Source organism: Streptococcus sp. 9903 (assembly GCF_013276625.1).
Taxonomy (GTDB): domain Bacteria; phylum Bacillota; class Bacilli; order Lactobacillales; family Streptococcaceae; genus Streptococcus.
The window spans coordinates 33,430-45,615 of record NZ_VMLI01000027.1 but is presented as its reverse complement, the minus strand read 5'-3'; the positions used below and the strand labels follow the sequence as shown (position 1 = coordinate 45,615).

The window sequence follows — 12,186 nt, the reverse complement described above, 5'->3', positions numbered from 1 at the left end:
ATCAGACTAACTTCCACTTGGATTAGCGGTGGAAGTTAGTTTGGGAATTTACCGTAGGAGCGAAAAAACCAACCTCAGGGCTGGTTTCTTTTACATATTACCCTTCTTTCAACTTCGCCAATTCTTGTGCAAGAAGTTTAAGGGCGTCTTGTGGGTTGGCTTGGCCTTTGGTTGCTTTCATAAGGAAGCCTGTGAAGGCCTTGTCTGCGTTACGTTTACCTGACTTGAAGTCGGCAACCGCGGCTTCGTTATCCGCAAAGACTTGGTGGATGATTGGAATCAAGATTTCTGGATCTGAGATTTGAACCATACCTGCTTTTTCCACGTATTCACGCGCGCCACCGCCATTTTTAGCAAGGTGGACAAAGACTTTCTTAGCAATCTTAGAAGAGATAGTGCCGTCTTCGATGATGGCAATCATTTCAACCAAGTTTTCTGGTGTCAATTCGATTTGTTCCAGTGTCTTGCCTTCAGCGTTCAAGAACTGAGCGACTTCGCCTTGGAGCCAGTTAGAGACTTGTTTGGCATCTCCTCCGAGAGCCACAGCTTTCTCAAAGAAGTCAGAAGTGACTTTGTTTGCAGTCAACTGGCTAGCATCGTAGTCTGACAAACCAAGGTCAGCCACGTAGCGAGCACGGCGTTCTTTTGGAAACTCTGGCAATTCAGTGCGCATTTCCTCGATCCACTCGTCTGAGATTTCAAAGAGAGGTAGGTCTGGTTCTGGGAAGTAGCGGTAGTCTGCAGCTCCTTCTTTGACACGCATGAGGATGGTTGCCTTGTTAGCTTCATCGTAACGGCGTGTTTCTTGGCGGATTTGACCACCTGAGCGTAGGATTTCGGCTTGACGTTGGACTTCGTATTCAAGCCCCTTGCGGACGTTTGAGAAGGAATTGAGGTTCTTCAACTCTGTCTTGGTACCGAATTTTTCTTGACCATACGGACGAAGAGAGATATTGGCATCCACACGCATAGAACCTTCTTCCATCTTAACGTCAGAAATGCCAGCGTACTGGATGACTTCCTTGAGGGCAGTTAGGTAAGCGTAGGCTTCTTCTGGCGAGCGCATGTCGGCTTCAGATACAATCTCAATCAATGGTACCCCTTGACGGTTGAGGTCAACATAAGAGTAGCCATCTGTACCGTGGGTGTTCTTACCAGCATCTTCCTCTAGGTGGGCGCGTTCGATACCGATTTTCTTAGTTGTACCGTCTTCTAGCTCCACTTCAATCCAGCCGTTGTAACCGATTGGCTCATCAAACTGAGAAATTTGGTAGGCTTTGGGATTATCAGGGTAGAAGTAGTTCTTGCGGTCAAAGTGCATTTTTTTGTGGATGTCCATGTTGAGGGCAAGAGCCGCCTTGATACCAGCATCGACTACACCCTTATTGAGAACTGGCAGAACTCCTGGGAAAGACCAGTCAATCACGTTGGTGTTGGCATTTTGGTCATTTCCGAAGTGGGCAGAAGTAGGTGAGAAGATTTTTGAATTGGTGTTGAGCTCTACGTGGACTTCAAGTCCAATGACTGTTTCAAAGTTCATTAGTTGTCACCTCCAAAAATCACGGGTTGTTGTTTATGGTAGTCTGTTGTTGCTTCAAAGGCAGCAGCAACTTGGTAAATGGTTTCTTCAGAGTACTTAGGACCAATCAATTGCAGACCGACTGGTAGACCTTGAGAGAATCCAGCTGGAATCGAAATTCCAGGCAGTCCTGCCAAGTTTACAGGTATAGTCAAAAGGTCAGCCAAGTACATGGCAACTGGGTCATGGTTGAGTGAGTCCAAGTCATAAGCAACACTTGGAGCAGTTGGACCCAAAATCAAGTCATAATCCGCGAAGACGTTTTCGAAATCTTGAATGATGAGGGTACGGACTTGACCAGCTTTCTTGTAGTAAGCATCGTAGTAACCTGATGAAAGGCTGAAAGTACCTAGCATGATACGGCGTTTCACTTCTTCACCGAAACCTTGGCTACGGCTGTTTACATAGATTTCATTAAGGTTGCTTGCATCTTCTGCGCGGTAGCCGTAACGGATACCGTCAAAACGTTGCAAGTTTGATGAAGCTTCTGATGAAGCGATGATGTAGTAAACGGCAACACCGTATTTAGAGTGAGGAAGGCTGACTTCTTCGACGATAGCGCCCAATTTTTCAAAGTGCTTAGCAGCATTCAGAATGGTTTCCTTAACCTCTGGGTCAATTCCTTCGCCTAGGTATTCCTTAGGTAAAGCAATTTTCATGCCCTTGATGTCTTGACCGATTTTTGAAGTAAAGTCGGCGATGCGGACAGGAGCAGAAGTAGAGTCTTTGGCATCTTCGCTGGCAATAGCGTTGAGCAAGAGGGCGTTTTCCTTAACAGTTGGTGCGAAAGGTCCAATCTGGTCTAATGAGCTACCAAAGGCAATGAGACCGAAACGAGAAACCGTTCCGTAGGTTGGTTTGAGACCAACAATCCCGTTGAAGGCAGCAGGTTGGCGGATAGAACCACCGGTATCAGAACCAAGTGACAAGCGGACTTGTCCTGAGGCTACAGCTGCGGCTGAACCACTTGAAGAACCACCAGGAACCTTGGTCCGATCCCAAGCATTTTTAGTGGCACCGTAGTGAGAAGTTTCACCTGAACCACCCATGGCAAACTCGTCCATGTTAGTCTTTCCAACAACAATCATACCTTTAGCTTTGGCATTAGCAACGGCTGTCGCATCAAAGATAGGCTCGTAGTTGTAGAGCATTTTTGAGGCGGCAGTTGTGAGAATACCGTCTGTAGAGATGTTATCCTTTACTGCAAGCGGAATTCCTGAAAGGACATTATCAGCATCGATTCCAGCTTGGTCAATAGCCTTGGCTTGAGCAAGGGCTTGCTCCTCAGCGATGGTAACAAAAGCGTTGATAGCTGTCTCGCGAGACTTGATATCTTCAAGCGTAGCTTGGGTCAATTCCGTTGCTGAAATTTCCTTAGAAACAAGGAGATTGTGCAAGTCTTCAATGGTTTTATTGTTAAAAGTCATTAGGCATCTCCTCCATCGTCTAGGATAGCTGGTACCTTGATATAGTAGTTGTCTTTTTCAGGTACGTTTTTAAACAAGCGATCACGGTCTGTTCCTTCTTCGGCCACATCAGGGCGGAGTACAGTCTTGCGGTCAGCCATAGTCGTAGTAGGTGCGACACCAGTTGTGTCAACTTCGCCCAGCAATTCAACCATGTCAACAATCTTAGACAAGGTAGTCGCAAAGGCAGCAGTTTCTTCTTCAGAGAATCTTAATTTTGAAAGATTGGCAACGTGTGTTACCTCTTCTTGCGTAATTTTCATCTTGCATCCTTTCGTGAAATGATGATTTTTAGTCTGTTCTATTTTACCATATTTTCCTATAAATAAGGGAGGGATAAGTGAAAAGAAATAGAAATTGAAAAAAATGCTAAAATCCGATATAATGGAGTGTTGAAAGGAATGGTAAAATCCAATGTAAAAATCATTCTTAGCTATCGAAACAAGGAAAATAGAGAATCTAAAGAAAGAGAACTTATGAATATTCAAGAAGAAATTAAGAAACGTCGTACCTTTGCCATCATCTCCCACCCGGACGCGGGGAAAACAACCATAACGGAGCAGTTGCTCTACTTTGGGGGTGAGATTCGTGAGGCTGGTACCGTAAAAGGAAAGAAAACAGGGACTTTTGCCAAGTCTGACTGGATGGATATCGAGAAGCAACGTGGGATTTCGGTGACTTCATCTGTTATGCAGTTTGATTACGATGGCAAGCGCGTCAACATCCTAGACACCCCAGGGCACGAGGACTTTTCAGAAGATACCTATCGTACCTTGATGGCGGTGGATGCTGCGGTCATGGTTGTGGACTCTGCCAAGGGTATCGAGGCGCAAACCAAGAAATTGTTTGAGGTTGTGAAACACCGTGGCATTCCAGTCTTTACCTTTATGAACAAGCTGGACCGTGACGGTCGTGAGCCACTGGACCTCTTGCAAGAATTGGAAGAAGTATTGGGCATTGCGAGCTATCCGATGAACTGGCCAATCGGGATGGGGAAAGCTTTTGAAGGCTTGTATGACCTCTATAATCAACGCTTGGAGCTCTACAAGGGGGATGAGCGTTTTGCTAGTTTAGAAGATGGGGATAAGCTTTTTGGTAGCAATCCTTTCTACGAGCAAGTCAAAGATGATATTGAACTTTTAAATGAAGCTGGAAATGAGTTTTCAGAGGAAGCTATCCTTGCTGGAGAATTGACACCTGTCTTCTTTGGTTCAGCTTTGACAAACTTTGGTGTGCAGACCTTCCTTGAGACCTTCCTCAAGTTTGCTCCAGAACCACATGGACACAAGAAAACAGACGGTGAAGTTGTGGATCCGTACGACAAGGATTTCTCAGGATTTGTCTTTAAAATCCAAGCCAACATGGACCCTCGTCACCGTGACCGTATTGCCTTTGTCCGTATCGTATCAGGCGAATTTGAGCGTGGTATGAGTGTCAACCTGCCTCGTACTGGTAAGGGAGCTAAGCTGTCAAATGTTACTCAGTTTATGGCGGAAAGTCGTGAGAATGTAACCAATGCCGTGGCGGGTGATATTATCGGTGTATACGATACAGGTACTTATCAAGTTGGGGATACCTTGACAGTTGGGAAAAACAAATTTGAATTTGAACCACTGCCAACCTTTACACCTGAGATTTTCATGAAAGTTTCTGCCAAGAATGTCATGAAGCAAAAATCCTTCCACAAGGGGATTGAGCAACTGGTGCAAGAGGGGGCTATTCAGCTTTATAAGAATTACCAAACAGGCGAGTATATGCTGGGAGCTGTAGGTCAACTCCAGTTTGAAGTCTTTAAGCACCGTATGGAGGGCGAGTACAATGCGGAAGTCGTCATGAGCCCAATGGGGAAAAAGACCGTTCGTTGGATCAAGCCTGAGGACTTGGATGAACGCATGTCGTCAAGTCGCAATATCTTGGCTAAAGACCGCTTTGACCAACCAGTCTTCCTCTTTGAAAATGACTTTGCCCTCCGTTGGTTTGCGGACAAGTATCCAGATGTAGAGTTGGAAGAAAAAATGTAGATCGCCAAAGTTACTTGATTGTGTAACAATCTAAGTAACTAACGCCAAGTTTCTATGGAACTTGGCTAGGCGCTCCACTAGTAAAGTTTTACGAATAATATCGATTCGTAAAACTTTACGTCGTAACAGTTAGCAAGCGGTAACTGCCTCACTAACTACGTTTGGCAAATAGGATCGATTTGTAAAACTCCGTGTCGTAATGTAAAAAATAGCCTTACCTAAACGCTTCACTAGGCAAAGTCCACGAATGGTATAGATTCGTAAAACTTTCCGTCGTAACTGGTAGTGAGTGGTCTAGCTAACTGCTTTACTAACTACGTTTGGCAAATGGAATCGATTTGCCAAGCCCCGTGTCGTGGTGTAAAAAATAGCCTTATCTAAACGCTTTGCCGTCATAATGGAAAGTAAGCTCCCCAAACATATGATGGGAATAAAAAAGAAATGAGATAGAGAATGAGAGACGAGAAAAAAGCGATTGTCTTAGGCGCAGGTAATGCTCAGTATGAATAAAGTTGAAACAACAATAAAGTCCCTGTGTATTCGTTATGATAATCGGAAGTTTTATATTTTTAATGATGATTTTCCGATTGACAGTAGTATTCTGAAAGATTATCGTTTACCCTTTGAGGGACTTTCTTACGCTACCTTATTTAGGTATTTTATCCCTAAGTATGTAAGTGAGGTTCGTGTATTGTATTTAGACTTGGATATTATAGTGAGAAAACCGATAGATGAGCTGTGGTACTTAGACTTAACAGGCATCTCCTGAGTAGTAGTTAGAGATGATTTTTATACACCTATTTTCAATGTTGTTTTTTGTTAATCAACAATGACATGTGAAGAGCAGAAAATGTCACGTAAAATCTGATTTAAGACACAAATAAAAAATCTTCCAATTCTCTGTTTCCGTGTCTGAAGGCTTCTTTTCCTTTCTGTTGATAGACTAGTAGCAGACGATTGATTTGTCTTTCAGAAAGATTGAGTTCGACACAGGCTCGATTCTTTGTTTTCTTTCCTTGGTCTATAGCTTTTATCACAAGATATTTTTTCGTTTCATTCATATTCAGTTGGATCCTTTTCATATGACTATTCTACCAAATGGGACATTTTCACGTTCGATTTACTAAAGACATTATCGCATTCGAATCACAATAAATAAAAAAATCTTCCAATTCCCTTGCAAAAATGAAGAAAGTGTGATAACATAGTACGGTATGTGGTGCTAGCACATCCGCTATATTAGATCTAATAGGAGGAAAACACAATGGCTAAAGTATGTTACTTTACAGGTCGTAAGACTGTATCAGGAAACAACCGTTCACACGCGATGAACCAAACAAAACGTGCCGTAAAACCAAACCTTCAAAAAGTTACTGTTCTTATCGATGGTAAACCTAAAAAAGTTTGGGCTTCAGCTCGTGCTTTGAAATCAGGTAAAGTTGAACGCGTTTAATAATAAAAGCAAGGAGACCTCAGGGTCTTTTTCTTTTGTCATAGCGAAAAAATCATTTTAAAAGCAGAGTAAATATCCGCTGATACAGTATTCTGCTTTTACACTTGGGCTGAAATATGATAAAATAGAGTATCAACTAGTTGAGGTAAAAAGGATGACTGTAAAAATTAATACAAAAGATGGTCAAATCGAACTAACAGATGAAGTGATTGCAACTGTCGTAGGCGGTGCAACAACTGAGATTTTTGGTGTGGTCGGTATGGCTAGTAAAAATGCCCTCAAAGATAATTTCCAAGCCCTTCTAGGTAAGGAAAATTATTCCAAAGGTGTCGTCGTAAAGGCAGCCGAAGATGGAAGCATTGCAGTTGATGTGTATACCGTGTTGAGCTACGGAACAAAGATTAGTGAAGTGTCAAAAAACATTCAAGAGCGTGTTGCCTTTAGCTTGGAAAACCAGCTTGGAATTACTGCTCAGACTGTAAATGTCTACATTCAAAATATCAAAGTTGTAGGAGAATAACCGTGTCAAAAATTACTACTAGCTTATTTCAAGAAATGGTGCAGGCTGCATCAACTCGCTTGAATAAGCAAGCTGAATATGTCAATTCATTAAACGTCTTCCCTGTTCCAGATGGAGATACTGGGACAAATATGGGAATGACCATTGAAAATGGTGCTAAAGAAGTTGCAGACAAGCCAGCTTCTACAGTTGGCGAGGTAGCGAGCATTCTTGCCAAAGGTCTTTTGATGGGTGCGCGGGGGAACTCAGGAGTTATTACGTCTCAGCTTTTCCGTGGATTTTCACAAGCGATCAAGGATAAAGACGAGTTAACAGGTCAAGACTTGGCCCTTGCCTTCCAATCAGGTGTGGAAGTTGCCTATAAGGCAGTGATGAAGCCAGTTGAAGGAACGATTTTGACAGTTTCTCGTGGTGCTGCTATCGGTGCTAAGAAAAAAGCTGAGCAAACAGATGACGCTGTTGAAGTCATGCGCGCAGCTTTAGAAGGTGCTAAAACAGCTCTAGCTAAAACACCAGACATGCTTCCAGTCTTGAAGGAAGTTGGCGTTGTGGACTCGGGTGGTCAAGGATTGGTTTTCATCTACGAAGGTTTCCTTTCAGCCCTTACTGGCGAATATATTGCATCTGAGGACTTTGTAGCCACTCCTGCCAACATGAGTGAAATGATCAATGCAGAGCACCACAAGTCTGTGGCTGGTCATGTGGCGACTGAGGACATCAACTTTGGTTACTGTACTGAAATCATGGTAGCTCTTAAGCAAGGTCCAACCTATGCCAAAGATTTTGACTACGATGAATTCCGTAACTACTTGAATGAACTTGGAGATTCTCTCCTCGTTGTCAATGATGATGAAATCGTCAAAGTCCATGTCCATACAGAAGATCCAGGACTTGTCATGCAAGAAGGTCTCAAATATGGTAGCTTGGTCAAGGTAAAAGTTGACAATATGCGTAACCAACACGAAGCACAGGTTGAGAAAGAAGCTGCTCAAGTTAGCAAGCCAGCTGAAGAAAAAGAGTATGCTTTGATTGCCGTGGTGGCTGGTAAAGGTCTAGCAGATATCTTCCGTTCTCAAGGTGTGGATTATGTTATCGAAGGCGGTCAAACCATGAACCCTTCAACAGAAGACTTTATCAAGGCTGTTGAACAGGTCAACGCTCGTAACATTATCTTCCTGCCAAACAACAAAAACATCTTCATGGCAGCTCAATCTGCAGCAGAAGTTTTGGAGCAACCAGCAGTAGTGGTGGAAGCTCGCACTCTTCCTCAAGGTTTGACAAGTCTTCTTGCTTTTGATCCAAGTAAGTCCATCGAAGAAAACCAAGAGCGTATGACAGCTGCTCTTAGCGATGTCGTTAGCGGAAGCGTCACAACAGCTGTGCGTGATACAACCATTGATGGCTTAGAAATCCATGAAAATGATAATCTAGGTATGGTGGATGGGAAAATTCTCGTGTCAAACCCTGACATGCACCAAACCTTGACAGAAACTTTGAAACATATGTTGGATGAAGATAGTGAAATCGTAACCTTCTATGTCGGTGAAGACGGAAGCGAAGAACTTGCCAATGAAATTGCTCAAGAAATCGCAGAAGAATTCGAAGACGTTGAAGTCGAGATTCACCAAGGTCAACAACCTGTTTACCCATACCTATTTAGTGTAGAATAAGATTAATGAAGGACTGAGAAATCAGTTCTTTTTTTCTTTTTAAATAATGAAATCGGTATCTTTTAAATAAAAACCAAAATAACATTCATAAATAAACGTTAAAATAGAAAATTCAGAAAATTTCTTCTTTTGTCTTGAAAAATTTTGAAAAAGTGGTATGATAGTAACAAGTTATTTTTAAGAGGAAAGAAAGGGGAACAATGGAGAAAATCAGTTTAGAATCTCCTAAGACGGGGTCTGACCTAGTTTTGGAAACACTTCGTGATTTAGGAATTGATACCATCTTTGGCTATCCTGGTGGTGCAGTCTTGCCTTTTTATGATGCGATATATAATTTTAAAGGCATTCGCCACATTCTAGGACGCCATGAGCAAGGCTGTCTGCATGAAGCTGAAGGTTATGCTAAATCAACTGGAAAGTTGGGTGTTGCCGTCGTTACTAGCGGACCGGGAGCAACAAATGCCATTACAGGGATTGCGGATGCCATGAGCGATAGTGTTCCCCTTTTGGTCTTTACAGGTCAGGTGGCGCGAGCAGGGATTGGGAAGGATGCCTTTCAGGAGGCAGACATCGTGGGAATTACCATGCCAATCACTAAGTACAATTACCAAGTTCGTGAGACAGCTGATATTCCTCGTATCATTACGGAAGCTGTCCATATCGCAACTACAGGCCGTCCAGGGCCAGTTGTAATTGACCTACCTAAAGACGTATCTGCTTTAGAAACAGACTTCATCTATTCATCAGAAGTGAACCTACCAAGCTATCAGCCGACTCTTGAGCCAAATGATATGCAAATCAAGAAAATCTTGAAGCAATTATCCAAGGCTAAAAAGCCAGTCTTGCTAGCTGGTGGTGGAATTAGTTATGCTGAAGCTGCTGCAGAATTAAATGAATTTGCAGAACGCTATCAAATTCCGGTGGTAACCAGTCTTTTGGGACAAGGAACGATTGCAACGAGTCATCCACTCTTCCTTGGAATGGGAGGCATGCACGGGTCATTCGCAGCTAATATTGCCATGACGGAAGCGGACTTTATGATTAGTATTGGTTGCCGTTTCGATGACCGTTTGACGGGGAATCCAAAGACTTTTGCTAAGAATGCTAAGGTTGCTCACATTGATATTGACCCAGCTGAGATTGGTAAGATTATCAGTGCAGATATTCTTGTAGTTGGAGATGCTAAGAAAGCCTTGCAAATGTTGCTAGCAGAACCAACAGTTCATAACAATACTGAGAAATGGATTGAAAAAGTTACCAAAGACAAGAACCGCGTTCGTTCTTATGATAAGAAAGAGCGTGTAGTTCAACCGCAAGCTGTTATTGAACGAATTGGTGAATTAACTAACGGAGATGCCATTGTGGTCACAGACGTAGGTCAACACCAAATGTGGACAGCCCAGTATTATCCCTACCAAAATGAACGTCAGTTAGTGACTTCAGGTGGTTTAGGAACCATGGGATTTGGAATTCCAGCAGCAATCGGGGCTAAAATTGCTAACCCAGATAAGGAAGTAGTCTTGTTTGTTGGGGATGGCGGTTTCCAAATGACTAATCAGGAATTGGCGATTTTGAACATTTACAAGGTGCCAATCAAGGTGGTTATGCTGAACAACCACTCACTTGGAATGGTTCGTCAGTGGCAGGAATCCTTCTATGAAGGTAGAACATCTGAGTCAGTCTTTGATACCCTTCCTGATTTCCAATTGATGGCACAAGCTTACGGTATTAAAAACTATAAATTTGACAATCCTGAGACCTTGGCTCAAGACCTTGAAGTCATCACTGAGGATGTTCCTATGCTAATCGAGGTAGATATTTCTCGTAAGGAGCAGGTGTTACCAATGGTGCCAGCTGGTAAGAGCAATCATGAGATGTTGGGGGTGAAGTTCCATGCGTAGAATGTTAACAGCAAAACTACAAAATCGTTCGGGAGTCCTCAATCGCTTTACCGGTGTCCTGTCTCGCCGTCAGGTTAATATCGAAAGCATCTCTGTTGGAGCAACAGAAGATCCGAATGTATCGCGTATCACCATTATTATTGATGTAGCTTCACATGATGAAGTGGAGCAAATCATCAAGCAGCTCAATCGTCAGATTGATGTGATTCGCATTCGAGATATTACGGATAAACCACACTTGGAACGCGAGGTGATTTTGGTTAAGATGTCAGCGCCAGCTGAGAAGCGAGCTGAGATTCTAGCGATTATTCAACCTTTCCGTGCAACAGTGGTAGACGTAGCGCCAAGCTCGATTACCATTCAAATGACAGGAAATGCCGAAAAGAGTGAAGCTCTATTGCGAGTCATTCGACCATACGGTATTCGCAATATCGCTCGTACGGGTGCAACAGGATTTACCCGTGATTAAAAATCCAACTTAAATTTGTTAAACCAGCCTAAAAGGCAATAAATAATAGAAAAGAGAGAAAAACTATGGCAGTTCAAATGGAATACGAAAAAGATGTTAAAGTAGCAGCACTTGACGGTAAAAAAATTGCCGTTATCGGTTATGGTTCACAAGGACATGCGCATGCGCAAAATTTGCGTGATTCAGGTCGCGATGTCATCATCGGTGTACGTCCAGGTAAATCTTTTGACAAAGCAAAAGAAGACGGATTTGACACTTATACAGTAGCAGAAGCAACTAAATTGGCTGATGTTATCATGATTTTGGCACCAGACGAAATCCAACAAGAATTGTACGAAGCAGAAATCGCTCCAAACTTGGAAGCTGGAAATGCAGTTGGATTTGCCCATGGTTTCAACATTCACTTTGAGTTTATCAAAGTTCCTGCAGATGTAGATGTCTTCATGTGTGCTCCTAAAGGACCAGGACACTTGGTACGCCGTACTTATGAAGAAGGATTTGGTGTTCCAGCTCTTTACGCCGTATACCAAGATGCAACAGGAAATGCGAAAAACATTGCTATGGACTGGTGTAAAGGTGTTGGAGCAGCTCGTGTAGGTCTTCTTGAAACAACATACAAAGAAGAAACTGAAGAAGATTTGTTTGGTGAACAAGCTGTACTTTGTGGTGGTTTGACTGCCCTTATCGAAGCAGGTTTCGAAGTCTTGACAGAAGCAGGTTACGCTCCAGAATTGGCTTACTTTGAAGTTCTTCACGAAATGAAATTGATCGTTGATTTGATCTATGAAGGTGGATTCAAGAAAATGCGTCAATCAATTTCAAACACTGCTGAGTACGGTGACTATGTATCAGGTCCACGTGTAATCACTGAACAAGTTAAAGAAAACATGAAAGCTGTCTTGGCAGACATCCAAAATGGTAAATTTGCAAATGACTTTGTCAATGACTATAAAGCTGGACGTCCAAAATTGACTGCTTACCGTGAACAAGCAGCTAACCTTGAAATTGAAAAAGTTGGTGCAGAATTGCGTAAAGCAATGCCTTTCGTTGGTAAAAACGACGATGATGCATTCAAAATCTATAACTAATTAGAAAGCAAAGAATTTT

11 protein-coding genes and 1 pseudogene are annotated in these 12,186 nt (G+C 42.7%); 8 read left to right on the top strand and 4 right to left on the bottom strand.

The genetic code is table 11. The annotated features are described in order from the left end of the window. Positions 1–97 precede the first annotated feature (97 nt). From gatB to gatC, 3 genes are read right to left on the bottom strand one after another with little or no spacing between them, the layout of a single operon-like run. Positions 98–1,540 carry an Asp-tRNA(Asn)/Glu-tRNA(Gln) amidotransferase subunit GatB gene (gatB, locus tag HT696_RS09275; protein WP_173282758.1) on the bottom strand — a complete coding sequence of 481 codons (1,443 nt, stop codon included), beginning with the start codon at positions 1,538–1,540 and terminating at the stop codon, positions 98–100. After that, entirely contained in the window at positions 1,540–3,006 is a 1,467-nt protein-coding gene (gene gatA / locus HT696_RS09270; protein ID WP_054393237.1) for an Asp-tRNA(Asn)/Glu-tRNA(Gln) amidotransferase subunit GatA, read from the bottom strand. Before gatA ends, gatB begins: the two co-directional genes overlap by 1 nt. Then, positions 3,006–3,308 (bottom strand): Asp-tRNA(Asn)/Glu-tRNA(Gln) amidotransferase subunit GatC, encoded by a 303-nt coding sequence (gene gatC / locus HT696_RS09265; RefSeq protein ID WP_000705419.1) that lies wholly within the window; start codon positions 3,306–3,308, stop codon positions 3,006–3,008. The genes gatA and gatC overlap by 1 nt, the downstream gene beginning before the upstream one ends. Positions 3,309–3,521: 213 nt before the next feature. Here gatC and HT696_RS09260 point away from each other — a divergent pair, with 213 nt between their 5' ends. After that, positions 3,522–5,066, top strand: coding sequence for a peptide chain release factor 3 (locus tag HT696_RS09260; protein WP_173218060.1), 1,545 nt, complete (start codon positions 3,522–3,524; stop codon positions 5,064–5,066). A gap of 493 nt (positions 5,067–5,559) precedes the next feature. After that, positions 5,560–5,835, top strand: coding sequence for a glycosyltransferase (locus tag HT696_RS09255; RefSeq protein ID WP_345789497.1), 276 nt, complete (start codon positions 5,560–5,562; stop codon positions 5,833–5,835). A 130-nt stretch (positions 5,836–5,965) separates the two neighbouring features. Here HT696_RS09255 and HT696_RS09250 read toward each other — a convergent pair. Further along, positions 5,966–6,127 (bottom strand): annotated as a pseudogene (locus HT696_RS09250) (helix-turn-helix domain-containing protein); the annotation flags it as partial. Positions 6,128–6,330: 203 nt separating this feature from the next. On the opposite strand from HT696_RS09250, the gene rpmB reads away from it, so the two are divergent. From rpmB to ilvC, 6 genes are all read left to right on the top strand, one after another. Then, positions 6,331–6,519 carry a 50S ribosomal protein L28 gene (gene rpmB, locus HT696_RS09245; protein WP_001140948.1) on the top strand — a complete coding sequence of 63 codons (189 nt, stop codon included), beginning with the start codon at positions 6,331–6,333 and terminating at the stop codon, positions 6,517–6,519. A 154-nt stretch (positions 6,520–6,673) separates the two neighbouring features. Further along, on the top strand, positions 6,674–7,039 hold the full coding sequence (locus HT696_RS09240) for an Asp23/Gls24 family envelope stress response protein (RefSeq protein WP_050089938.1): 366 nt from the start codon (positions 6,674–6,676) through the stop codon (positions 7,037–7,039). A gap of 2 nt (positions 7,040–7,041) precedes the next feature. Then, positions 7,042–8,709 (top strand): DAK2 domain-containing protein, encoded by a 1,668-nt coding sequence (locus HT696_RS09235; protein WP_173217927.1) that lies wholly within the window; start codon positions 7,042–7,044, stop codon positions 8,707–8,709. A 200-nt stretch (positions 8,710–8,909) separates the two neighbouring features. Beyond that, positions 8,910–10,610, top strand: coding sequence for an acetolactate synthase large subunit (locus tag HT696_RS09230; protein WP_173283586.1), 1,701 nt, complete (start codon positions 8,910–8,912; stop codon positions 10,608–10,610). Further along, positions 10,603–11,079 (top strand): acetolactate synthase small subunit, encoded by a 477-nt coding sequence (ilvN, locus tag HT696_RS09225; RefSeq protein ID WP_001253803.1) that lies wholly within the window; start codon positions 10,603–10,605, stop codon positions 11,077–11,079. The genes HT696_RS09230 and ilvN overlap by 8 nt, the downstream gene beginning before the upstream one ends. A gap of 65 nt (positions 11,080–11,144) precedes the next feature. Beyond that, positions 11,145–12,167, top strand: coding sequence for a ketol-acid reductoisomerase (ilvC, locus tag HT696_RS09220; RefSeq protein WP_000290683.1), 1,023 nt, complete (start codon positions 11,145–11,147; stop codon positions 12,165–12,167). Positions 12,168–12,186 lie beyond the last annotated feature (19 nt).